Annotated in this window: 20 protein-coding genes; 10 read left to right on the top strand and 10 right to left on the bottom strand. The window is 37.7% G+C overall.

What is annotated here, in order from left to right; translation table 11 throughout:
* Window positions 1-11: 11 nt before the first annotated feature.
* Genes fdhD through A3Q33_RS18235 form a run of 4 tightly spaced genes read right to left on the bottom strand, consistent with a single transcriptional unit; the run spans window position 12 to window position 5,794 of the window.
* On the bottom strand, window positions 12-833 hold the full coding sequence (fdhD, locus tag A3Q33_RS18220) for a formate dehydrogenase accessory sulfurtransferase FdhD (RefSeq protein WP_081181196.1): 822 nt from the start codon (window positions 831-833) through the stop codon (window positions 12-14).
* A 2-nt stretch (window positions 834-835) separates the two neighbouring features.
* On the bottom strand, window positions 836-3,739 hold the full coding sequence (gene fdhF, locus A3Q33_RS18225; RefSeq protein ID WP_081181197.1) for a formate dehydrogenase subunit alpha: 2,904 nt from the start codon (window positions 3,737-3,739) through the stop codon (window positions 836-838).
* Window positions 3,732-5,303: a formate dehydrogenase beta subunit gene (locus A3Q33_RS18230; RefSeq protein WP_081181198.1), complete on the bottom strand. Its 1,572-nt coding sequence runs from the start codon at window positions 5,301-5,303 to the stop codon at window positions 3,732-3,734. The genes fdhF and A3Q33_RS18230 overlap by 8 nt, the downstream gene beginning before the upstream one ends.
* 8 nt (window positions 5,304-5,311) lie before the next feature.
* Window positions 5,312-5,794 carry a formate dehydrogenase subunit gamma gene (locus tag A3Q33_RS18235; protein ID WP_081181199.1) on the bottom strand — a complete coding sequence of 161 codons (483 nt, stop codon included), beginning with the start codon at window positions 5,792-5,794 and terminating at the stop codon, window positions 5,312-5,314.
* A 249-nt stretch (window positions 5,795-6,043) separates the two neighbouring features.
* Here A3Q33_RS18235 and A3Q33_RS18240 point away from each other — a divergent pair, with 249 nt between their 5' ends.
* On the top strand, window positions 6,044-7,132 hold the full coding sequence (locus A3Q33_RS18240) for a substrate-binding domain-containing protein (RefSeq protein WP_081181200.1): 1,089 nt from the start codon (window positions 6,044-6,046) through the stop codon (window positions 7,130-7,132).
* A gap of 109 nt (window positions 7,133-7,241) precedes the next feature.
* Here the strand turns inward: A3Q33_RS18240 and A3Q33_RS18245 are convergent, their stop codons facing one another.
* Complete coding sequence (locus A3Q33_RS18245; protein WP_081181201.1) at window positions 7,242-8,957, bottom strand: OFA family MFS transporter; 1,716 nt, start codon at window positions 8,955-8,957, stop codon at window positions 7,242-7,244.
* Window positions 8,958-9,503: 546 nt separating this feature from the next.
* Window positions 9,504-9,665, bottom strand: coding sequence for a hypothetical protein (locus A3Q33_RS21110; RefSeq protein ID WP_353615532.1), 162 nt, complete (start codon window positions 9,663-9,665; stop codon window positions 9,504-9,506).
* Between the two features lie 568 nt (window positions 9,666-10,233).
* Here A3Q33_RS21110 and A3Q33_RS18250 point away from each other — a divergent pair.
* The 3 genes from A3Q33_RS18250 to A3Q33_RS18260 all read left to right on the top strand — a co-directional run bounded on the left by A3Q33_RS18250 (window position 10,234) and on the right by A3Q33_RS18260 (window position 12,291).
* On the top strand, window positions 10,234-11,205 hold the full coding sequence (locus A3Q33_RS18250) for a DUF1186 domain-containing protein (RefSeq protein WP_081181202.1): 972 nt from the start codon (window positions 10,234-10,236) through the stop codon (window positions 11,203-11,205).
* Window positions 11,206-11,372: 167 nt separating this feature from the next.
* Window positions 11,373-11,708 (top strand): zinc ribbon domain-containing protein YjdM, encoded by a 336-nt coding sequence (locus tag A3Q33_RS18255; protein ID WP_081181203.1) that lies wholly within the window; start codon window positions 11,373-11,375, stop codon window positions 11,706-11,708.
* A gap of 91 nt (window positions 11,709-11,799) precedes the next feature.
* Complete coding sequence (locus A3Q33_RS18260) at window positions 11,800-12,291, top strand: tRNA-uridine aminocarboxypropyltransferase (protein WP_081181204.1); 492 nt, start codon at window positions 11,800-11,802, stop codon at window positions 12,289-12,291.
* 76 nt (window positions 12,292-12,367) lie between these two features.
* Here A3Q33_RS18260 and A3Q33_RS18265 read toward each other — a convergent pair whose 3' ends face one another.
* Complete coding sequence (locus tag A3Q33_RS18265) at window positions 12,368-12,610, bottom strand: DUF6868 family protein (protein WP_081181205.1); 243 nt, start codon at window positions 12,608-12,610, stop codon at window positions 12,368-12,370.
* 118 nt (window positions 12,611-12,728) lie between these two features.
* Entirely contained in the window at window positions 12,729-13,160 is a 432-nt protein-coding gene (locus tag A3Q33_RS18270) for a hypothetical protein (RefSeq protein ID WP_081181206.1), read from the bottom strand.
* Between the two features lie 406 nt (window positions 13,161-13,566).
* Between A3Q33_RS18270 and A3Q33_RS18275 the strand changes: the two genes are divergently transcribed.
* The gene (locus A3Q33_RS18275) at window positions 13,567-15,210 is read left to right on the top strand and encodes a B12-binding domain-containing radical SAM protein (protein ID WP_081181207.1); all 1,644 of its coding nucleotides are present in this window, start codon (window positions 13,567-13,569) and stop codon (window positions 15,208-15,210) included.
* A 150-nt stretch (window positions 15,211-15,360) separates the two neighbouring features.
* A complete protein-coding gene (locus A3Q33_RS18280; protein ID WP_081181208.1) occupies window positions 15,361-16,356 on the top strand; it encodes a Gfo/Idh/MocA family protein in 996 nt (331 codons plus the stop codon).
* Between the two features lie 233 nt (window positions 16,357-16,589).
* Here the strand turns inward: A3Q33_RS18280 and A3Q33_RS18285 are convergent, their stop codons facing one another.
* Window positions 16,590-17,540 carry a homocysteine S-methyltransferase family protein gene (locus A3Q33_RS18285; RefSeq protein ID WP_081181209.1) on the bottom strand — a complete coding sequence of 317 codons (951 nt, stop codon included), beginning with the start codon at window positions 17,538-17,540 and terminating at the stop codon, window positions 16,590-16,592.
* A gap of 295 nt (window positions 17,541-17,835) precedes the next feature.
* Between A3Q33_RS18285 and A3Q33_RS18290 the strand changes: the two genes are divergently transcribed.
* From A3Q33_RS18290 to A3Q33_RS18305, 4 genes are all read left to right on the top strand, one after another.
* A protein-coding gene (locus tag A3Q33_RS18290; protein WP_155866728.1) for an IS3 family transposase occupies window positions 17,836-19,004 on the top strand; the annotation gives its coding sequence in 2 pieces (ribosomal slippage) (window positions 17,836-18,082 and window positions 18,082-19,004; 1,170 coding nt in all).
* Window positions 19,005-19,123: 119 nt separating this feature from the next.
* Window positions 19,124-19,570, top strand: a complete 447-nt coding sequence (gene trxC, locus A3Q33_RS18295) for a thioredoxin TrxC (protein WP_081181210.1) — start codon at window positions 19,124-19,126, stop codon at window positions 19,568-19,570.
* Between the two features lie 650 nt (window positions 19,571-20,220).
* Window positions 20,221-21,027 carry an alpha/beta fold hydrolase gene (locus tag A3Q33_RS18300; RefSeq protein ID WP_081181211.1) on the top strand — a complete coding sequence of 269 codons (807 nt, stop codon included), beginning with the start codon at window positions 20,221-20,223 and terminating at the stop codon, window positions 21,025-21,027.
* 5 nt (window positions 21,028-21,032) lie between these two features.
* Window positions 21,033-23,003 carry a PAS domain-containing hybrid sensor histidine kinase/response regulator gene (locus tag A3Q33_RS18305; RefSeq protein WP_081182768.1) on the top strand — a complete coding sequence of 657 codons (1,971 nt, stop codon included), beginning with the start codon at window positions 21,033-21,035 and terminating at the stop codon, window positions 23,001-23,003.
* 407 nt (window positions 23,004-23,410) lie between these two features.
* Here A3Q33_RS18305 and A3Q33_RS18310 read toward each other — a convergent pair whose 3' ends face one another.
* Window positions 23,411-25,447, bottom strand: a complete 2,037-nt coding sequence (locus tag A3Q33_RS18310) for a S9 family peptidase (protein ID WP_231295870.1) — start codon at window positions 25,445-25,447, stop codon at window positions 23,411-23,413.
* Between the last annotated feature and the right edge of the window lie 162 nt (window positions 25,448-25,609).

The raw sequence follows: 25,609 nt of genomic DNA on the forward strand, positions 1-25,609 counted from the left end.
TATTTGATGTTTTAAATTTGTGTAATATTAGTATAAAAAGTATGGCGACCATGGCGAGCAAAGCCAATTAAATTAAGATCAGCTTTCTTTGCTAGGGTTATTGCTAACGCCGTTGGTGCCGAAACCGCCACTAATGTGGCTATATTGACACTCGTTACTTTTTGAACCATTTCATAACTTGCCCTGCTTGAAATCAGAACAAAGCCGTACTTAGTGTCCATTTTACGTAGCGCTAAGGTGCCAATTAATTTGTCTAAAGCATTATGTCGCCCAACATCCTCACACAAGAGGATGATCTTGCCAGTGCTATCGCACCATGCCGCGCCATGAACTGCACCCGTTAAAGATTGTAATTTTTGATGTTCACTTAGCTGCGACAGTGCATGTTGAATGACTTGGGAAGAGGGCAACGCTTGTGGCGTCACACTCTTTATTGGCCGTATGGCTGTAGCCAATGACTCACTTCCACATAAACCACAGCCTGTGCGGCCCGTAAGATTACGTCGGTGGGACTTTAAATACATCATACGCTCAGAGCTAATCTCAATATGTATTTCTATACCTTTTTCACTGCTAACAAGCTCAACATGATACATTTCGGCAGCGTTATTTATAATACCTTCAGACAAACTAAACCCTAAGGCAAACTCATGTAAGTTTGCCGGAGAGGCCATCATTACCGCGTGTGAAATACCATTATAAACCATGGCAATAGGCACTTCCTCAGCGATACAGTCAAGCTTGCTTTGTGCTTGTTCACTACCTTGTTCCCAATAGTGAACAGGCAGTGTTACATGGCTTGGTGGCAATTGTTCTTTGTCTTCCAGCGTCAAAGCTAACTTCCTATGGTAGTTTTCTGTTTTTTAGGGCTACGTTTAAAATGTGCTTTTTGTTCAGCACTAAACTTTTTATAACGCGTCTGCCAAGCGGATGGTGAAGTCACTTTTTCAACCTGTACTGCCGTTACTTTATATTCAGGACAGTTAGTTGCCCAATCAGAGTTGTCGGTGGTAATAACGTTAGCACCACTTATCGGGTGATGAAAGGTAGTAAATACCACGCCACTTTGCATACGTTCACTGACTTTAGCTTTTAATACTGTATCACCAGCGCGACTGCTAATGCCTAGCCAGTCACCATCATTAATGCCTCTTTCTTCGGCATCATTAGGATGTATTTCAAGTAGATCTTCTTTGTGCATTGTTTGATTGGCGGTACGTCGTGTTTGTGCTCCAACATTATATTGACTAAGTATTCGCCCAGTGGTTAATAATAACGGGAAACGTTTACTAGCGCGATCTTGACTAGCAAGATACGGCGTAATGGCAAAGCGCCCCTTACCAATTGGAAAACTTTCCACGTGCATGATAGGTGAACCATCAGGGAACTCTTCGTTACAAGGCCACTGTATACTGCCTTGTTCATCGAGTTTTTTATAACTTACCTTGCTGAAGGTAGGCACTAATGAGGCTATTTCATCCATTATCTCAGCAGGGTGTTGATAATTCATTGGGTAACCTAAGGCATTAGACAGCTTTTGGGTAACCTCCCAATCGGCAAATTCAGCTAATGGCTTCATGACTTTACGCACACGATTTATGCGTCTTTCCGCATTAGTAAAGGTACCGTCCTTTTCCAAAAATGAAGAGCCTGGTAAAAATACGTGGGCGTATAATGCTGTTTCATTTAGAAAAATATCCTGCACAATTAAACATTCTAATGATGACAATGCTGCTTGTACATGTTGGGTATTAGGATCGGATTGTAAAATGTCTTCTCCTTGCACGTACATCGCTTTAAACGTGCCTTCAATAGCGGCATCAAACATGTTTGGAATACGAAATCCTGGTTCATTATCTAAGGTTACACCCCAACTTTTTTCGAATTTAGCGCGTAATACATCGTCACTAACATGCTGATAACCGGGTAGTTCCTGCGGAAATGAACCCATGTCGCAAGAGCCTTGAACATTATTTTGCCCACGTAAAGGGTTAATTCCCACACCATCACGACCTATATTACCTGTGGCTAACGCTAAATTCGCTATACCCATCACCATGGTTGAACCTTGGCTGTGCTCGGTAACACCTAAGCCATAATAAATGGCACCATTTTTTGCCTTAGCAAACGTACGCGCGGCAAGGCGAATTTTCTCGGCACTAACCGTGGTAATACTTGCCATAGCTTCGGGTGAGTTGACCTCATCCAAAATAAATTCACGCCATGCATTATATTCATCAGTGCGCTGAGTAATGAAATTTTTGTCTTCCAAGCCTTCGCTAATAATGACGTGCGCTATCGCATTGATCATAGCAACGTTGGTGCCAGGCTTTAAGGCTAGATGCTGATTTGCACTGATGTGAGCGGTATTAAGTAGATCAATGGTTCTTGGGTCGACAACAATTAACTCTGCGCCTTGGCGCAATCGTTTACGTAACTGTGAGGCAAAGACAGGGTGAGCATCTGTCGGATTTGCGCCAATCACCATAACGACATCAGATTTCATCACCGAGTCGAAAGTTTGTGTGCCTGCTGATTCGCCAATTGTCGCTTTTAGCCCATAACCTGTCGGGGAATGACAAACACGAGCGCAGGTGTCGGTGTTATTATTACCAAAAGCCGCGCGGATCAGTTTTTGTACTAAATAGGTTTCTTCATTGGTGCAGCGAGACGAAGTAATGCCGCCAACGCTTTCACGGCCATATTCGGCCTGAATTTTTTTAATCTTATTCGCCGAAAAGGCTATAGCTTCATCCCAACTAACGACTTTCCATGGCTGATCAATGCTGTCACGTATCATCGGCTCAGTCACCCGATCTTTATGAGTTGCATAACCAAAAGCGAAACGGCCTTTTACACAAGAGTGGCCCTGGTTAGCTTTACCGCCTTTGTACGGCACCATGCGTATAACTTCTTCGCCTTTCATTTCAGCTTTAAATGAACACCCAACGCCACAATATGCACAAGTGGTGATAATACTGTGTTCTGGTTGTCCTTTTTCAATGACTGACTTTTCCATCAGGGTTGCCGTGGGACAAGCCTGTACGCAAGCACCACAAGAGACGCAATCAGAGGACGAAAAATCATTTTCGCTAGTACCCGCACTGACTTTAGAGGCAAAACCTCGACCTTCAATAGTTAAAGCAAAGGTGCCTTGGACTTCTTCACAGGCTCTAACGCAACGAGAGCAGGTGATACATTTACTGGGTTCGAAAGTAAAATAAGGGTTAGAGTCATCAATCTTGGCATCAAGATGATTATCGCCATCAAAACCATAACGTACTTCACGTAAACCGACAGCTCCCGCCATATCTTGTAATTCACAATCACCATTACTTGAACAAGTTAAGCAGTCAAGTGGGTGATCAGATATGTAGAGTTCCATGATATTACGGCGTAATTTTGCAATGTCCTTATTTTCAGTAGATACCACCATGCCTTCTTTAACAGGTGTAGTACAAGAAGTTGGATAGCCTCTCATACCTTCAATTTGTACGGCACATAAACGACAAGAGCCAAACGCTTCAATGTTATCTGTCGCACACAGTTTAGGAATATTAATATCAGCCATAGCTGCAGCACGCATGACTGAAGTACCGGCTGCAACCGTTATTTTTACGCCGTCAATTTCAATCGCGACTGTTTCTGTTGAGGTGCTCGCAGGCGTGCCATAATCTTTATTAAAATCGATTGGCTTATTAAAGGTAGTGTTTGTTGCCGGATCAAAATAGTTAATCATGATTACTCTCCTGCGTTGGTAAATAAAAATCTTGAGGAAAATCACTGTAAGCACTTCGTACAGGGATAGGCGTCATGCTACCCATTGCACATAATGAGCCGTCAATCATAGTGTCACAAAGATCGTTAAGTAACGTCATATTCTCAACGCGTCGATCATTATTTTTTATTTTATCAATGACTTCTACGCCGCGCGTTGAACCAATTCTACATGGGGTACATTTACCACAAGATTCAACCACGCAAAACTCCATCGAAAAACGTGCTTGTTCAAGCATATCGACACTGTCATCAAAGACCACAATTCCGCCATGACCGAGTACAGCAGAAGCCTTAGAAAATGCTTCATAATCAAGCGGGATATCTAGTTTATTTACCGGTAAATAAGCCCCTAATGGACCACCCACCTGAATCGCTTTTATCGGACGGTTACTCTCGGTTCCACCTGAAAAATCATCAATAAGATCTTTTAAGCTCGAGCCAAAGGGTAGTTCAATTAATCCACCTTGCTTAACATTACCGGCTAGTTGAAAAGGTAAAGTGCCTCGTGAACGATTTGTGCCGTATTGCTGGTATGCATGACTGCCTTGGCTCATGATAAAAGGAATAGCCGCGAGCGACAGTACATTGTTAACTATGGTGGGTTTACCAAATAATCCTTCTATAGCAGGTAGGGGCGGTTTGAAGCGCACCATACCTCTTTTTCCTTCTAGCGATTCTAATAGGGCGGTTTCTTCCCCACAAATATAAGCTTCTGCGCCTAATCTCACTTCTAAATGAAATCTTTTTCCACTGCCACAAATGTCATTTCCCAAATAACCGGCTTCATTAGCAATCTTAATAGCGTGCTGTAAAATTTCATCCGCAATAGGGTACTCTGAACGTAAATAGATATAGCCTTGGTTGGCACCAACGGCTAATCCGGCAATAATTATGCCTTCGATAAGCATAAACGGATCGCATTCCATCACTAATTTGTCGGCAAAAGTACCTGAGTCGCCTTCATCTGCATTACAAACGATATATTTTTGTTCAGCAACCGCATCCCTTACCGTTTGCCATTTTATTCCGGTAGGAAACGCAGCACCACCACGTCCTCGAAGACCCGACTCTACAACAGACGTGACAATGTCCTGAGTGGATAGCGCTAGCGCTTTTTGCAAACCTTTAAAGCCATCTAAGGCTAGATAATCATCAAGAGAAACGGGGTCGATAATACCTGCACGGGCAAATGTTAGACGAGTTTGTTTCTTTAAATAAGCAATATCTTCCGTTAGTCCAAGTGAAAGTGCATGGCATGGTGGTTTTTCATTACAGATATTATGGGTAATATCTTCCATGATGCTCGCCACATCCGATGATTCTACAGGACCATAGGCCATGCGACCCTGTGCTGTTTCTATTTCAATCATAGGCTCTAACCAAAATAAACCCCGCGAGCCATTTCTTACTATTTTTAAGTCAATATCATGGCGTGATGCATACTGCGTAAATGCTTGAGCAACATCATGGGCGCCTAAAGAAACAGCCGTGCTTTCTCGTGGAATAAAAATTTTCATTGTCATTGTCTATCTCACTTTAAATCGCGGTCAACATTAGAAAGAACTTGGTCAAATTTTTCATTAGAAATACGACCATAAAGCTCATCATTAATTCTAATGTTTGGCCCAGTTGCACAGTTACCTAGACAATAAACACTATCCAAGCTGAATTTTTTATCACTCGTCATTTGATGATAATCAATATTTAGCCGTTCTTTTGCGTGTTCTTCAAGTTGTCGACTTCCTCTTGATTGACAGGCTTCAGCACGGCAAATTTGAATTTTATATTTACCCGGCGGTGATGTACGAAATTGATGATAAAAACTAATGACACCGTGAATTTCCGCGGGTGTTTGTTTTAGCTTTGTCGCTATTCGCTCAATAGTATTAGGCGCTATGTAGCCAACTTCTTTTTGAATAGCATGTAATATAGGTAACAGGGCGCCTTCTTTATTTTTTAAAGAATCAATGATGTTTTCCACATTTGATAAAGGGGAAGAAAATTCTATTTTCATACTAACTCCTGAAGGCCTGTTACAAAATAAGTGTGTGAAATAAATTGCATATTTGTTATTGTTTTTTAGTTCTTATTATAGCCTGACTATAGCACCATTGTTTTTGCATAAGAATATGAACTTTTTTTCATAAACAAGCATTTTTATTAATAGCTTTAACAGCGTAATTTTGCTTATGAAAATGATATGCCAAAGGCTGAAATCAACTTCAATGATTAGCACAAGCTAAAAATAATATACAGGTGAAAAATGACCGAGAAAGCACTGTTGTCAAAAAGAATTCAAATTAAACCCGCATGGTCATTTTATAATGAGCAAGGTGAGTATGTAGACCCTCGACTTTTCGTCTTGTTAAGTGCCGTACATAATGATGGCAAGTTGACGGTAGCCGCAACAAAATTAGGTATGTCATATCGTCATGTCTGGAATGTACTGAAAAAATGGACCGACTTTTTTGGCTCTGATTTAGTCGAACTAAAAAAAGGCAAAGGGGCATTTTTAACACCGTTAGGTGAAAAGCTACTTTGGGCTGAGCAAAGAGCTCAGGCACGATTTGAACCTCAGCTAATCAGCATTGCATCAGAATTAAATTTAGAAATACAAAAACACTTAATGGTTAAAGAGCCTTTGCTCAAAATTGCTGCAAGCTATGGTTATGCTATTGCTTTGCTACCTGATTTCACCAATAAATTTAAGCTAGACTTGCAATATAAAAGCTATGAAGAGTCAATTGATGCACTGAGTAAAGGGCACTGTAATATTGCCGCATTTCACCTACCAACCGATATTGTTAGCCAAAAGTTAATTGATATTTATAATAAATATTTCAAAGCTGATACCTATAAAGTCATTCGGTTTGTTACACGTAAACAAGGTTTGATTGTAAAAAAAGATAACCCTAAAAATATTACTAAAATTTCTGACTTAAAGCAGGATAATGTTACCTTTATTAATCGGCAAAAACATTCAGGTACGCGCTTATTGATAAATGAACTCCTTAAAAGAGCCTCAGTGGACACTAAACTTGTGATAGGTTTTGATAAATTTGAATTTACCCATTCAGCTGTCGCAGCTTATGTAGCTTCAGGTATGGCAGATGTAGGTATTGGTATTGAAACCGCAGCTCGCCAATTTGGGTTAAATTTCATCCCATTAACCACTGAACATTACGTTTTAGTTTGTCATCACAAGACCCTTGAAAAATTATCGGTTCAGCGCTTAATTACTGAAATAAAAAGTGAGAAATTTCATCAAGAGGTTGCAAAGTTAGCGGGGTATGAGTCTATTGCTTGTGGCGATATCGTTGATTTAGAAGATATGCTACCTTGGCAAGTTTAATTATTAAAGCGCTTATAATCTAGATTGCTATGATAAATATAAAACCGCTTTAAATTAAACTAAAGCGGTTTTTATTGTTGTTTTATTAGTTAAAAGTATGAAGTTTTAACTAATGGGTATTTTCAACATGGTGTTTAGCTTCGACAGGGCGAATGGTTAAGTTAGCAAAGAAAGCAATGACTAAAAAACCGGCCATAACATACATGGTGGTATTGTATAAGCTGGGTGTTGGGTCAATAGTACCAGCAGGAACTAATTCCATTAACTTGCTTACTGTTACTGTTTTTGCTGTAACAAGTTCATTTAACTGACTAACTGCGGAACCAAATTTAGCTTGAAATACTGCAGGGTCGATTTTTGAAACTAAGGCTGTTATGGCGTCATTTACAGACATATCTCTAAGATATGTAATAGCGAATGGACCTAAAACACCAGCTGTTGCCCATGCTGTTAGTAAGCGACCATGTATTCCACCTACATGTAAGGTACCAAATATATCGGCTAAATAGGCTGGTATAGTTGCAAAACCACCACCATACATAGTGAAGATAATCATTGTTGCACCATAGAACATAACTAACCAAACTGTTGATGGATCGGCACTTATTTGGGATGCAACGTAAGGTATAGATAGATAAAGAATTGTTCCTAAGACAAAGAAAAAGTGGTAAGTATTTTTTCTCCCGATGAAATCAGAAATTGATGCCCAAAAGAATCTACCGCCCATATTAAATACCGAAATCATTAATACATAAGTACCGGCAAAGGTCGCGGTAGCTACATCAGGTAATGTCGAGCCAAAAATATCTACCATCATAGTTTTAGCGACACCAATAACACCAATACCTGCTGTAACGTTAAAGCAAAGCACAATCCATAGTTTCCAAAATTGTGGTGTTTTTATCGCTTGATCAATATGTACATTGTTATGTGTGATCATACTTTTTGCAGATTCATCTTTCTCAGGAGGAGTCCAACCTTCAGGTTTCCACCCTTCAGCAGGCACACGATAGGAGAATGAAGCAATAATCATTATAATAAAATAAACAATACCTAACGTTAGGAATGTTCCTGCGGCACCCGTATCACCTGTACCGACAACATAAATACCTGCATCACCAGGCAAAGCCATATTTGCTGCTTCACCAGCCGTTGCAACAATAACTTCTACCGTACCAGTAGCTGTTTCTGCAAAACGTTTACCTGCTTCAGTTATTAGTGTTACAGCACCTTCTGTACCTAGATACGTAGGAGCAACCGCATGGAATTTTAACAAAGAAGCAATGAGTGGTGCACCGATCATTGCACCGCCACCAAAGCCCATAATGGCCATTCCCGTAGCCATACCTCGTTTATCAGGGAACCAACGCAGCAAAGTGGAAACGGGTGAAACATAGCCTAAACCTAGACCACAGCCCCCAAGCGCACCATAACCAAGGTAAACAAGCCATAATTGATGGGTAGATATACCAATACTACCGATGATAAAACCACCACCCCAAAGAAATGCGGCAGCAACACCAACACAACGAGGACCAACTTCTTCTAGCCATTTACCCGCTACTGCGGCAGATAATCCAAGAAAAACAATAGCAACAGAAAATATCCAAACCACGTTACTTAATGACCAATCTCCAGATGAACTCGTAACTACCCCTAATTCTTTAATAAGTGCAGGGTTAAATATACTCCATGCGTAAACTGAACCAATACATAAGTGAATTGCAATTGATGCTGGTGGGACTAACCAGCGATTAAACCCCGATTTAGCAATTATTTTATCTTTCATTAAGAAAGAAAAAAATCCCGCTGTTTTATTTGACATTATTTAATTCCTTTTAGCTACAACCTGATCTAAAAAAAGAGAATAATTAAACGTTTGCTTTTGTAAAAGCCTAATAGTTAAACCTAACCAAATTTTAACTATTTTGTTATGACAGGTGACAATCAATTTAATTACTTGGGTTTTATTAATACAAGTATATGAATCAAATTACATGTATCGGCTATGTATTACGAAAAAACTATAGCACTGGATTATTGCTATTGAAATATGAATAAATATTCATATTATCAGAGGTGTTTTTTAGCTGATTAGAGCCAAAAATAACAGTTAAAGAGCATCAATTAATACAGTCTGACTCGTTACCAATTTGGACGAAATATTAATAAAGGAAAGACATTATATTCGAGTATATCTTAGGGGCAAATGTGCGTTTATTAAATAATCGTTATTACTATAATTTAAACATTCCATCGCCACCAACAATTGTATACATCACTTTAGTATCAATAATTTTTTTAGGTGCTATACCAAAAATATTATCACTTAAAATTACTAAGTCAGTTAAGTTACCTACTTAAATAGTGCCTAACTCGTCTTCTTGAATCCGGCATGAGCATTAATTAACGGTATAATCTTACGGCATTCGACACTGGTCTTTACTTGTGGGACCCAACGAACAGGGTTTTTATCATCAAATGTTCTGCGGGTAACAGCAGCATAAATGCTAGCTAATGGATTAAGGGGAATAACATTCCAATCAGAGCCAGAACTTAATGTCGTGCCAGCATCTAATAAAGATTTAAGGCGTTATTTTATTAAATGCCAGTAGACTCACCATTAGCACCTTATTCAATCAGGCCATTGGTTCGCATTGCATAGATATGGATCTTAGTGGTAATCTCGTCTAACCATTTTTATGAGGTAATTCACCGTCACAAGCCTCATGACCCCAGAGTCCGCTTATAAAATTATCTTTTTATGCTTGTAAAATATCGAGTTATGAAATAAGTACAGCACAGGCTTACACTAAAATTTATTGTGAACAAAATGAGAATTATTCACATGTTTTACCTATACAATCGGGTTAAATCATCAAAACACCCCATGTAACTAAAAGGTACCAATGGATTATAAAAATATCATCGCGGAAGCTAAACGTCACAGTTTTTAACGTGTAAAAATAATTCTTGAGCCGTTATAGAAATAATCCCGAAGAAAATACCGTTATAACAGAGGCTAAAATGGTAACGAACAGTGTAAATGTTTACCATATAGCATTTACCACTCATCATTGATTATATTACGCGGAATTTATATGAATTTAGAACAAGCTTTATTGGTAATCGCCAATGCTCATGGCAACGAACTACCTGTAGAAGCGATAGCAGTAGTTAAAACGAATTGGTCGGTATTTTATCCGGATTTAGAACGACTAATAGATCAATTTATCGCCGATGATACAACGCTAACCGACGAACAAAATGCCATTTTATTTTTTGGTACATTATTATGTGCAGAATTAAAATATTCTCCTGCGTTGTCAAAGTGCTTGCAGTTATTTTCGCGCAGCGACTCGTTTTTAACACCGCTTGAAGGCGTATTTGGCGATGCGTTGACCGAATTAACCTCAACATTATTTTACAATGTTGCTAAGGGTGATACACAAGCCTTATCTGACTACATTGTTGATGGTCACCAAGCCATGTATTGCAAAGCGTCAGCGATGGAAGCTGTATTTGCACAATACGAAGTAGGCACAATTAATAAAACTGAATTAAGTGAACACGTTACTCGCTGGTTAGCCTCATTTTTAGTTATTCCAAGTATAAATAATAGTTTTTTAATTAGCGCATTAGCCGATTATTGTATCGACTATCAATTAAATGACTTTAAAGATCAGTTTATTAGCTTGTGTGAACATGGTGTCGATGACAATAACTTATTTGATGAAGACCGTTTTACACAAGAAGAAGTTAAAGCGTGGAATAGTGCTGACGAAATTATGTTGATTGAAACTGGCATTATACAGACCGACTTTAACCTTACTGAGACGTTACTGTCTTGGGTTGAAGATGAAGACAATAGCGTGCTCGACGACTTTTCAAACGAAGACAACGAAATATTTGACTCGCTAATGGGCGAAGGTGGTTTATTGTCGGATATTTTATATGACGAAAATACTATTTTAGAGAACAGCGTACCGGTTAGCTCATTACCTACCGTTGGTCGCAATGAACCTTGCCCCTGTGGCAGCGGCAAAAAATATAAAAAGTGTTGTTTACAATAAATACAATGCCGCATAGTCAATTGAATTTATATTGTTGCCGTACCACTTATATGAATAATCAAGCTTAAAGGTATGTGACTGTAGCTATGTACCTTTGGCGTTAACAATTTTTAGCCTATTCGAGCTTTAAAATAAACAATTTTAATTAATTTAAAAAGTAATAAATAATGTTGCATCCTGCTTGTCCAAATTGCCAATCTGAATACGTATACCAAGATCAACAGTTACTCATTTGTCCCGAGTGCTCTCATGAATGGAATCCCAGCCTGATTAATGATGACGATGCCGTTGTTGTAAAAGACGCTAACGGCATACAGTTATTTGAAGGTGATAAACTCACACTCATTAAAGACTTAAAAGTAAAAGGCAGCTCACTGGTATTAAAAATAGGTACTAAAGCAGTTATTAGACGAATTAAAGCAGGGAAAGATCACCAACTTGATTGCAAAGTTGATGGTGTAGGTGACATGATTGTTACGGCTAAATTTGTCAAAAAGGCATAAACACCTTCAGAGCAGTCCGTTAGATAAATGTTTGCTCTACATATTAAGCGAATAAGTCTTAAAGCCGCACAGTACTAAAAATGATATATAAATGAAAATTTTTTTACTTACACATGAGCGTGAATTACATCGGGCAACCAACACTGGCTCTCTTGCGATTGATAATGCTAATAACTTGGTTGAACGTATAGTCTGGGAAAGAGTAACTCCTAATAAAGACCTTACTCGACTAATAGAAAATAATGAGGCGGTACTGTTATATTCGAAGGGAGAACTTTTAGCAGAAGTACCATCAGCAGAGTCTGGTCTAATACCACCAGTGGCAATCGAAGAATATGAAAATATCGTTATTATTGATGGCACATGGCAGGAAGCAAAAAAAATATTTAATCAGAGCCCTTATTTAAAGAGTGCGCCAAATTTCACCCTTAAAACAGAAAAAAATTCTTTATACAAACTTAGAGCCAATCAACCTAGAGGTGGTCTTTGCACCATAGAATGTATAATCGAAGTTTTAAAACTTAAAGGGCAAGATAAAATGGCCGCAACATTATCATTTAAGTTTGAGCAATTTAATGGCTAAAGCCTTAATAGATAACGTAACAGGCAACGCTGGTATAAAAGATGGTAGTTAATAATACTTAATGTTGACCTTAACGCTAAACCATCAATTTCAATGCTAAATAGGGAGCAAGATTAAATATCATAATACCTAACTTATAGTTACCTAAATAATTAAAATATAGCGAAGGTAACGCTTTAGCATCGATACCCATTACATTACTGTGCAGATTAGCCGTAAAACGTTTAAATACGATAATAGCTAATGCTGAAAACAAGTAAACAGCCAAATTAATCACCGTACACCAACCAAAAAAAGTAGTAATTTCATTAATATCCATTATTGCTCCAATCTCTGTAAATATTGTCTAGTGTAACCATATAATTCGACTTTCTTGGGTAGTTCTAGAATTGCGCCTTAGGTATTTTTAGTCATGCTTTACTGATTCGATATGTTGACTATAGCTGATCAAAGTAGTCACCACCTCTGTGCCTGAAATAAACATTACAATACGCCAACTCGACTTGTAATGGCTCTGTCTTTAGGATTTTAATATACGGATTTAACTCCAATGTAACTGTAATAGTATTTGACAACAATAGTTCGTTGTAAAGAGCACGCTTTCGTTTTTCTAAATTAGAATATGGCATACGGATAATAATATTTTTATTACAATTTGGAGCTGCGATGGGAAAGAGTTCTTTTGCAACAAAGACTTCAAATTGACCTCCTTTATTAAATCCATATTCAGTGTTTACTGAGTAATTACCTGAGACTAGTTCATATTGGATGTGATAATAATCAGAATATTTTCCAGGGTTAATTTTGATTTCTTGTGCATTAATTTTTAAAGCGATTAACAACACTAAAATACTTGATAAATATTTCATATTATCCTTTACACATAACGAGACTGTAAAATTTTTCTTTTAGAAAAATCGGCCTCAAAAATTATTAAAAAATCAGCCTAAAATTGCGTTGTTACGCGAATTCTTAGGTAATATCCTACTATGAAATGACCTTTAAGGCTTTATGAACATAAAATTATCCGTCATTTGCACTTTGATGTCATTGTAAAGCCACACTAAGAGGCAAATAATAGATAATTAAAATAAGCGACGAGGGAGAAAAGCCACTGTTCAGCAATATCATGTCTTGTGCTAATAGTCTCAAGTGAGATCAAGTTGTAAAATTATTTCGACAGGTAGTTTGTTACGTAAAAAATAAGATTGCTGAATAACTTCAGTAATCACCGTATAATTGCCGTTATATTATCAAAGGCATTTAAGAACTCTAATGGCAGCGCAAAAACACCACACTGAATTATCTGTTACACAAATTCAACTGACTGAAGATAATACTCAAAAAAGCACATTACTTAGCAAACAACAAAGCCCGCCACAAAACACATCTAAAATAGATAAAGCCGCGCCAAAAATTGTGCTTGCAACCCTTAACGCTCGATACTTTCACACCAGTTTTGGTTTACGTTATCTGTATGCTAATTTACAAGAGTTGCAGGAGTTTTGTGAAATTAAAGAATTTATTATTCAAACACGTGCCATTGATATTGTTGAACAAATATTAGCAGGTAAACCCGATATTGTGGGTTTTGGGGTTTATATTTGGAACATTGTTGAAACTACCGATGTTGTAAGCTTATTAAAAGTTATAGCGCCTGAAATTAAAATAGTTTTAGGTGGACCTGAAGTTAGTTATGAAACTGAGCAACAAGCCATTGTTGCCAATGCCGATTATGTATTAACAGGGCCGGCAGATTTAAGTTTTTATCAGCTGTGTAAAGACATTATTAACGATGCGCCACTGGATAAAAAAATACTCAATTCGAAACCTGTTGAGTTAAAAGATCTTGCATCGCCTTATCAGTATTATACCGATGAAGACTTAACCCATCGTCTGTTGTATGTAGAAGCATCGCGTGGTTGTCCGTTTAAATGTGAGTTTTGTTTATCGTCTTTAGATAAAACCTCAGTCCCTTTTGAGATAGTGCTATTTCTAGAGCAAATGGAAATTCTGTATAACCGCGGCGCGCGTAATTTTAAGTTTATTGATAGAACCTTTAACTTAAACATTAATACCACCATGCAAATTATGCAGTTCTTCTTAGACCGAATGACTGACGATCTGTATCTGCATTTTGAAGTGGTGCCCGATCATCTACCTAGAAAGTTAAAAGAGCTGTTAGCACAGTTTCCACAAGGCAGTTTACAATTTGAAATTGGCATACAAACCTTTAATACCGACGTGCAAAAAAATATTAGCCGTAAGCAAAATAACGCTAAGTCGAAAGACAATTTAATCTGGTTAAAAGATAATACTCACGCACACATTCATGCTGATCTTATTTTTGGCTTACCGGGTGAAACCTTCGACAGCTTTAAAGATAGCTTCAATCAGCTATACCATTGTCGTCCGCATGAAATTCAAATGGGTATTTTGAAACGTTTGAAAGGTAGCCCAATCATTAGGCATACCGAAGCATTCGATTTACGCTTTAACCCTTTACCACCATTTAATATCTTAAGTACCGACAGGGTGAGCTTTGTCACCATGCAACGTATTAATCGCTTTGCCCGCTATTGGGACATGATTGGTAATTCAGGACGCTTTAAATACGCATTGCCCCATATATTATCTGATGAACCGTTTGATGATTTTATGGCGATTACCGAATGGATATTTAACAAAACAGGGCAGATACATAAAATTAACCTGAAGAAATTATTTGAGTTAATTTCACAAGCTGTTGAAGCTTTGTATCCAGAAAAACATGCCGTGGTGATTGAAAAAATCGAACAAGATTACCAAGCCGCAAAATTGAAAAGCCTGTTCAGCAGCTTGAATCTTTATGGGGTTCCAAAAACCGCAGCTACTGTTAAAAATAATTCACTGCAGCGACAACAACGTCATTTAAGCTAATGGCAGTAAATTGTTTATATTTTGTAGGTTCATAAATAGTCAGCTTAATTTCAGATAAAAGTCAGTATGAGTTTCTAACAACAATTAACAAATTCTAGCAATAAGCATTGCTAGAATATTTCGCATTATATTTATCAAATAGTAGGTTTTATGAAAGTATTAAATTGGGGAATTATGGGCGCGGGTAACATTGCTGTTAAATTAGCAGACGCGCTTGCTATCAATGATAACAGCAAACTTGTCAGTGTTTCATCTAAAAGCATGGAACGTGCGACTAAATTCGCAGAAAACTATAACATAAAAGCTTTTGATAACTATCAAACCATGTTCGATGAATCTGAATTGGACGTTATTTACGTGGCAACAACGCATAACTTTCATTATGAAAATGCGAAAATGGCATTGGAAAATAATAAATCAGTTTTGGTGGAAAAACCTTTCACTGTTAACGCACAGCAAGCTAGTGAGTTAGTTGCTTTAGCACGTGAAAAAGAATTATTTTTAATGGAAGCTATTTGGACTCGTTACTTACCAAGCATCATACATTTAAAATCATTATTAAACGCAGGGGTGATTGGTGAAGTGAAGCTTTTTGACATTTCATTTTGTAATATAGCGCCGAGTAAATATTTACCGCGTTTAATGGACCCCAAATTAGCCGGTGGTGTAACACTAGATATGGGGATTTACCCAATCACTTTTGTTAATTATCTGATGGATGAGCTACCTGTAAATGTCAATTCTCAAGCCCGTTTAGGGGAAACTGGCGTTGATGAAATGGCAACCTATCAACTGCAATTTGCGAACAAGGCCGTAGCAAATATCAATACAAGTATGAATGTATTAACTCAAAATCGCAGCATGATATACGGAGAAACAGGTTACATTGAATTTCCTTATTTTCAGCAAGGATCAAGCTTTACTATTCATACTCATGACCATACCAATGTAATTAGTAAAAGTGAGACAATACACGTTGAGAACCATGAAAATGGTTTTATCTACCAAGTTGAAGAAGTGGTGAAATGTATCAGTGAAGGTAAACTTCAGTCTGATATTATGCCTTTAAATGAAACTGTAAATACTATGAAAATGATGGATAACATGCGCAAGGAATGGGGTTTAGTGTACCCAGGCGAAGAATAACCCGTGGGTTAGTTGTTTTATTTTTAACATGCTCTTTTTACTGCCAATTAAGAATATGATCGCGGTATTAAATTTTAAATGTGTTAAATAAAAACATACAACCCACATAAAACACACATCAAAATTGCTATATTTGATTCAAGACACCTTTGTTGAAGAACAAAGGTGATATTTTCCTTTAAGAGAAGACTTTAGCTTTATTCGCTAATTATCAACACACTAGGGGTTACGTGTTACTTTAGTTTAGCTACTTCTTTGATATGCTCAGCTGAAACTCCACAGCAGCCACCAACAATTGATGCACCAGCATTAATCCAAGCCGAAACAAATTCGCAGTATTTTAGTGGCGAAATATCATTTCTTATAATTGATAAACCTTCATCATTATTAGCTTCTCGAAGTTCACCAATAGGTGGGAAATTGTTCGCGTAAACGCCAAGCTGAACTTTACCTTCAAGGCCGAGTGTTGCTAACGCTTGCTTTGCATTAATCAGCGCTGATTCCATTACTTCAACCGCACTGCAGTTAAATAATATCGCCGAAACATGCTGCCCAGCAATTTGGCTAACAGCTTCAAAAACAGTTTCTTCAGAACGTAGCTTTGATTCGGTGTTTATTTCATCTTTAACGGTGAATGCAATCCAAGTGGGTTTGCTTGTTTGTGCCGTACGGACTTTGATCATGGCCGCTTCTGCGATTGAGGATATTGTTTCGGCTAACCAAAAGTCGATATCAGCTTCTTGATTGATTATTAAAGCTTCAAGCAGTGGCTCAGCTTTTGTAACTGAAAATAAATCGGGGCGGTATGAGCCTAAAACCGGAGGAATACACCCGGCAACTAACACCTTGGAGTTTACTTTAACGCTATTACTCACATCAACATCACTCTCATCAGTGAAATTAACGCAGTCGCGAGCTATTTTAGCAGCTAGCTTGATGAGATCAGCCCCTTGCTCGTTAAATCGTTTCTCACCAATATGAAACGGCACTAATGCGTAGGTATTAGTGGTAATAATTTCAGCACCGGCATTAATAAAGTTACGATGTACTTGTGAGACATAATGGGGAGATTCAATTAACGCATGTGCTGACCATTCAGGTTGCTGAAAGGGCGCACCTATGCGTTCGAGCTCTCGACCCATGCCACCATCAAGAATTATGGGCAATGTAGCGGGTAATTTCATACTAATATGTAACTTGTGATGCTAAAAAAATTCAGAATAACCATGTGTTTTATATAAAGCAAGCGCAGACAAGGCAGTGATTAATGTTTAACTCAATGATTTCTTAAAATTAGCTAAGACATGTGATGTTAAATCATTTTTGAATAACGATGTTCAGCACACAATAATTTGAATTCTCACTAATATTTCCGCTATAAAACACATTAAAAATTAGCTTACACTTGAATTAAATTGACGTGGTCTAATTGATTCGACTACCTCAGTTAAGACATAATTGACTTAACTGGAGATATAAATGAAAAACCGTAAAACTTATTCAAAAGAATTCAAACTAGATGCAATCACCCTCGTTAGGGATCAAAACTATCCTGTAGCTGAAGCTGCTAGAAATCTAGACGTCAGTGCGCAAGTGCTTGGCCGATGGATCAAAGAAGCTGAAAATGATGATGGTCATGCTTTTAGAGGAAATGGAAAGCTTACGCCAGAGCAAGATGAAATCCGTAAACTTAAAGCCCAAGTCAAGCGCCTAGAAATGGAGCGTGAAATATTAAAAAAAGCGACGGTCTTCTTTGCAAAGGAAACGAAGTAATATATTCGTTTGTTGCCCAACATAAGAAGATCTGGCCCGTGATACTGATGTGTCGCGTATTGGGTGTAAGAAGTAACAACTATTATAGTTATCAAAAAAGAAAGGCTCAAAAGCCCATTGATACAACGCATCAAGAGATGTTGGAATGGGTAAAAGACATCGCTAAGTTTAGCGACAATACTTATGGCGCAAGACGTATTCAAAAATCCTTAAATGCACTTAGTTACCCTGTTAGCCGCAGAAAAACAGCGCAGTTAATGAAAGAGGCGAATGTTTGGGTGCGTTATAAGAAAAAATATAAAGCAACGACAAATAGCGAACACAACAAGCCCATTTATGCGAACGAACTTGAGCAAAACTTTGATGTTCAACAACCTGATCAAGCGTGGGTGCAAGATATTACCTACATCTGGACTTCAGAAGGCTGGCTATATTTGGCGATAGTAATCGACCTATACTCGCGTAAAGTTGTTGGTTGGAGCATGGGCACACGGATGAAAGCTCAACTTGTTTGTGATGCGCTCACGATGGCAATGTGGCAACGAAAACCTAAGGCAGGATTGATAGTACATTCAGATCAAGGCGTTCAATATGCGAGTCATCAATATAGGCGAATACTCAGGTTACATGGCTTTGTGGGCAGCATGAGTAAGAAAGGTTGCTGCTGGGATAATGCGGTAGCAGAGAGCTTCTTTGGTAGCTTAAAACAAGAGCGCGTACATTGGCGTAACTATCAAACCCGTTATGACGCTCAACAAGATGTGATGAACTACATAACGATGTGGTACAACAGCAACCGATTGCACTCATATCTGGGCTACCAAAGTCCAAATGTGTATGAAGGCAAAGAAAGAGAATTGAAAAAGGTAGCTTAACGAACTTAACTGGGGTGTCTGAATTTAGTTGACCAGGTCAAATATTGCAGAAACCCATATAATTACTCTAGTTTGTATTTTATAAACGAATTCCCAACAACTTTACATTGAGATTTACTATGTCTGATTCATCTATTCTAATAGTTTGTGCTAATTGCTGTACTAAAAATCGATTAGCTAGCGGAAAACTTAACGATAAGCCCGTATGTGGCAAGTGCGGTAAAGCTGTGCTTTCTTCAAAACCTATTGTGGGTAGCGATAACAACTTTAGCCGTTTTGTCACAGGTAATGGTTTACCCGTGGTGGTCGACTTTTGGGCTGAGTGGTGTGGGCCATGCAAACAATTTGCCCCTACCTATGAACAGGTTGCCGGTGAAATGTTTACCCAGGCTTGCTTTGTGAAGTTAGATACTGAACATAACCAACAAACCGCTGGTGGCTATAATATTCGCTCAATTCCTACGTTAATGATCTTTCATCACGGCAAAGAAATTGCGCGTATGTCAGGTGCTTTACCTAAAGCTCAATTTAAACAATGGCTAACTGAAAATTTACCTGCGGTTTGAAAGCCGAACAAAGCTTCATAACAAGTGAAACAACTCGTTAAGATAAATAACAAAAAAGGATTTTCGATTTCAGTACTGTACTGAAAAATTGCAGGTATTAATTATACATAGGTTGATAATAATTGGGTTATACCCGCCTCATTTATTATCTGAACACATATTCTTTTATCAATTATCGACTGATACATTATTTATTTAATTACTTTAGCTACACTGATACAGCCTTTAAAAATAACAACTCAGTAATCAAATTAGAATTAATATATGCGGCTAGCTCAAGTTATCATATTTTTGCTATTCATTTTATCTGTTTAAATAACTTTAATTGTGATCGTTTTATATCATCAATATCGTATGCTTTTGTTTCTTATCGTTTCTAGCATTCATCATATAATTTAAGCAATAAAAATATGTGGGCCTAATTTCTATTTTTGGTAGCATAATTAAACCAAATAAAGATAGAATGTAACTGATTTTTAATAAATTGTGGAATAGATTTTTTATTAAGAAATATCGCAATCGATATAACTAAATATTAAACAACTTCATTTACTTTTTCTCAAGCGTAAATAAAGTTAGATGTAACCTGATTTACTAATAAGTAAATCAGCAATATCTTTTAGATGGAACTGTAGTTACAGAGATCAATTATGAACATTTACTTACGCAATAACATTCAAATTATAGGCAAGGGTCCAATAGTAATGCTGTTCTCACATGGTTTTGGCTGTGACCAAAATATGTGGCGATATATCACCCCTGCATTTTTAGAAAGTTACACTGTAGTGTTATTTGACCTCGTGGGTAGCGGGAAATCAGATCTATCTGCCTACGATTTTGAAAAATATAGTACGCTGCACAAATATGCCGAAGATATAATAGAAATTATTGATGCGGTTTCAGACAAGCCAGTTATTTTTGTTGGCCACTCTGTGAGTACTGTAATCGGTTTGCTAGCCTCCATTAAAGCTCCCGAAAAGTTTCAGTGCCAAATTATGATCAGTCCATCACCTTGCTACATAAATGTAGATGACTATATAGGCGGTTTTTCACGCGCTGATGTTGAAGAATTATGTGATACCATTGACAGTAATTATTTAGGTTGGTCTAGCAGTATGGCACCAACAATTATGGGAGCTCCAGACCAGCCAGAGTTAGCGGTTGAGCTGACCAATAGTTTTTGCAGAACCGATCCAAAAATATCTAAACATTTTGCCCGAGTGACTTTTCTATCTGACCATAGAGACGCCTTATCACAAACCACCACACCGACATTAATTCTTCAATGTAACGAAGATTTTATAGCGCCTTGTACCGTGGGTGAATACATGAAAAAAACAATGTCAAAAGCGGAGATGTATATTATCGATAATGTCGGCCATTGCCCACACCTTAGTTCTCCTAATGCAAGTATAAAAGCTATCCAGAACTATTTAAAAAACAACCAAAATTTATGACTATAATGGATACTATACCTGATCTTGACTCGTCATTTGAATTTGCTGCCTGCGGCTTAGTTACAACTGAGGTTAATGGCACCATTCGTAGGGCTAATTCTACCTTCTGTAATTGGCTTGGTTTTAGTACCGATGAGTTAATTGAAAATAAAAAACTCCATGAGTTATTTACGATTGGAGGACGTTTTTTTCATCATACTCATTTATCACCGTTACTTGAAATGCAGGGTTCTGTGACAGAAGTTCAGATGGATTTGATCGGAAAAAAAGGCATAGTAGTTCCCATGCTGATTAATATTGTTCGGCAAGAACACGGAACTGGCCACTATGACCAATTGGCTTTTTTCATGGCTACTGATCGAAAGAAATTTGAAAGTGAATTAATTTTTGCTCGAAAATCTGCTGAAGAATCTTTAGTTTCTTTAAATGACACAAAAAAAGAACTACAAGAAAACCGAGACTTTTTAAGTATTGCCATTCGCAGCGCGCGTATGAGCGTTTGGTCACAACATATAGGTACTAATCGAGTATGGTGGAACCCTGAACTTGAGAAGTTAACAGGGCTGACTGATAATGAGTATTGGGGCACTTCAGAGGATTTTTACAACTTAATACACAAAGATGACCGTAACATTTTTACTGCTAAATTAAACAAAGCCATCAAGACAAAATCAGACTACAATATTCAATTTAGGTTACAAAGTACGGCAGGATGTTGGCTAACAGCAGAGAGTAGAGGGCGTGCCATCTACTCTGAAGCAGGGGTGGCAATTTCAATTTTCGGTATTGTCATTGATATATCAGAACGTAAAGAAGCAGAAAGAAAGCTACGCGACTTAAATCAACAATTATACACTGCTGATCGTCGTAAAGATGAATTTTTAGCCACTCTTGGTCACGAGCTTCGCAACCCGTTAGCACCGATGCAAAATGTATTAGAAATCATGCGCCTTAAAAAATCTAAGGATTCGTTTATACAATGGTCGAGTAAAATGATCGAACGCCATGTGGTTCAGATGACTCACCTAGTCGATGATTTAATGGAAACGTCGCGCATATCTCAAGGTATTATGGTGCTACGAAAACGACAAATTGATTTGGTAGAATTAGTACAAGTTGCAATAGAATCGTCACAAACTTTAATACAAGAATCCAACCAAATTTTAACGATAAAAAGCCCCAACACACCAATTATTATAGATGCAGATTCAACCAGAATTATCCAGATTATTTCTAACTTGCTAACGAATGCTGTAAAATACACATCAGACGCAGGTAAAATATGTTTGAGCGTTTACCAAGACGGAGATGAAGCCGTTTTGTCTGTTCTTGATTCTGGTATCGGCATTCCAGCAGATGAACTTTCTAACGTATTTAATATGTTCTCCCAACTTACTCCTGCACTAGAACGCTCGCAAGGCGGTTTAGGGATTGGTCTTGCGCTTGTACAAGGTTTAGTTAAGTTACATGGTGGATCTATTGTGGCTCATAGTGAAGGTGAAGAAAAAGGTAGTGAGTTTATCGTCCGATTACCCATTTCTCATGCACCCATTGAAATTAAGTCGATTATTGAAAAAGACACTCCTTCATTAGCAGATAACAAACGCATTTTAGTGATTGACGATAATGTTGATGCCACTGACAGTTTGTCATTGCTATTGGAATATAGTGGCCACACAACTGACAAGGCATACGATGGAATGAGCGGGTTTAAAATCGCAGAAGAGTTTAAACCAGAAATAATTTTATTGGATATTGGACTTCCTGATATTAATGGTTATGAAGTTGCACAAATGGTCCGTCAAGCACCTTGGGGCAAAACAATATACTTGATAGCGACAACGGGGTGGGGACAAGATAAAGATAAACAATTAGCAATAGATGCTGGTTTTGACAAGCACCTGACTAAACCTATTAACTTTCAAGAATTAAATTCTTTGCTACATACTATAGTGGCTAAAGATATAAAACTTTAATACCACCATTGCAACGCTACAGAGACACCAATCTAAAGCGTTGCAACTTATGCTAATCTCAATGGCTATGTATCAGATAAGTGTTGCTGAGAAAAAATTATTGCTCATAAACACCCTTTTATAATGGCTTTAAACGATTAACCAGCCCGATAAGTAATATAAGTTAACGTAGTAACTTAAGGACGTAACCTCAATTAATTACGATATAGCTAATCTCAATTATACAAATCAATAATTTTATTCTATGCCTTGACCTATTTAAAACTAGAACATTGAATTAACGTTATTTGTATTACTTTCTAGTTGGAATAGAGTAACAACAATAAAACACTTTATTTATTGTTGTTATGCACACTTAAAATATATTATTTTGTGGATGACAACTTTAATCATATTATCAATTTACTCTACTTTGGAAGCAAAGAGATAAAAAAGCTCATTTCCAAAGCTTTCTCTCTTAAGCTTTTAAAACGTCCTGATGCACCGCCATGTCCGGCTTCCATATCGGTTTTAAATAATAATAGGTTATCGTCTATTTTAAATTCTCGTAGTTTTGCTACCCATTTCATTGGCTCAAAGTATTGTACTTGAGAATCATGTAATCCGGTGGTTACCAGTATATTTGGGTAGTGTTGCGCCGTGATATTATCAATTGGCGAGTACGATAAAATATCTTGGTAGGCTTGCGCTTCATTCGGATTGCCCCATTCGTCATATTCGTTTGTCGTTAGCGGTATGGTTTCATCGAGCATTGTGGTTAATACGTCTAGAAATGGTACATGTGCGCCAATACCCAAATACAATTCAGGTGCTTGGTTTACTATCGCGCCCATTAATAAACCGCCAGCGCTGCCGCCAGAGGCGAATATTTTATCTTTTGCGCCATAACCTTGTGCAACTAATGCTTTTGTTACGTCAATAAAGTCATTAAAGGTGTTTTGCTTATGTGCCATTTTTCCATTGTCGTACCATGCTCTGCCTAACATTTCTGAGCCACGCACATGAGCAATAACATAAACAAAACCACGGTCGAGTAAACTTAAGGTTTGACTTGAGAAGTTAGGATCTATAGTAATACCGTAGGCACCATAACCGTATTGTAGCAGGGGATTAGTACCATCTTTTTTGAAGCTGTCGCTGCGATAAACAAGCGATACAGGAACCTCAACACCATCACGTGCGGTGATGAATAGTCGCTCTGATTGATAATCTTCTTTGTTAAATTCACCTAATACTTTTTGTTGTTTAAGCAGCTTACGCTCACCTGTTGCTAAGTCGAATTCAAATAAAGAGCCCGGTGTTGTTAAGCTTGAATAATATAACCGTGCGACTGTGCTTTCTGGCTCTGGGTTGTCTCCAAGGCAAGCGAAATAGCACGGATCGTCGAACGATAATGGGTAATGCTGACCAGCATTGTTGCCTTTAGTGGTATGAACAATAAAGCGAATTTGACCGTTTTCTCTTTCGGTGATGACAATAAAATTATGAAATATCTCTATGCCTTCAAGTAGTACATTGTTTCTATGAGGAATAACTTCTTGCCAGTTATGCATGTCAGCAACTTGATCAGCCGCAACTTTCATTAATTTGAAGTTTTTAGCTTGATGATTACTGACAATATAGAAATAGTCGCCCATTTTATCTGCGTGATATTCGTGTGCTTCCTGATAAGGCACTAAGTCAATAAATTCGCCATTAGGCTCGTCAGCACTCATTGCTAAGCAATGTGATGATTCAGTAGCGTGTAAACAAATATAAATTTTCGACTCGTCTCGGCTTTTATCTAAACTTATGTAAAAACTATGATCGTTTTCTTCATAAACCAAAACATCGTCAGCTTGTACGGAGCCTAACTTATGTCTATAAACTTGTGTACCTAATAACGTGTCTAGATCTTTTTTTACGTAAAATACCGTTTGATTATCATTAGCCCAAACAATTTGTCCTTCGGTTTCAAGGAGAACATCGGTTAAATAAGCTTCGGCTGAGTTTGCGTCTTGATTTAAGTCTTTAAAGTTAATGGTATAAATACGGCGGCTGTCAGTATCTTCCGATATGGTCATAAGTTGATCATTAGGACTAATTGATACATCACCTAAATCATAAAATTCATGATTTTCGGCACGGGCATTAACATCTAATATCAGCGTTTTATTCTCACCCGTAAAGCTTGTTGCGCGGTAAAAATTTGAGAATTCTTGCTCACCATTTATTTCGCTGTGATACCAATATTTACCGTCCTTTGCTGGTACGGTATTATCGTCTTTTACTATGCGTGCTTTAAGTTCTTGAAAAAGCGCTTCTTGTAGCGGTTGTTGTTCTGCCAATATCGCATCAGCATAACTATTTTCAGCATTTAGGTGTGCCAGTATTTTTTCATCGCTACGCTGGTCATCACGCATCCAATAATAATTATCAATACGTTGATGATTGTGTATTGTCATTTTATGGGGGATTTTATTAGCGATTGGTGCAGCAATGTTTTTGTTCGATGTATCTGACGGATCTGAAATAAATGAAGATGTTGGCACTAAGTGCTCCTAGGTAACTTATGAGGTGAATACTAAAAAAGCTAGATAAACAGTTTATCTAGCTTTTATTAATTA

This window comes from Colwellia sp. PAMC 21821, from assembly GCF_002077175.1.
Taxonomy (GTDB): Bacteria; Pseudomonadota; Gammaproteobacteria; order Enterobacterales; family Alteromonadaceae; genus Cognaticolwellia.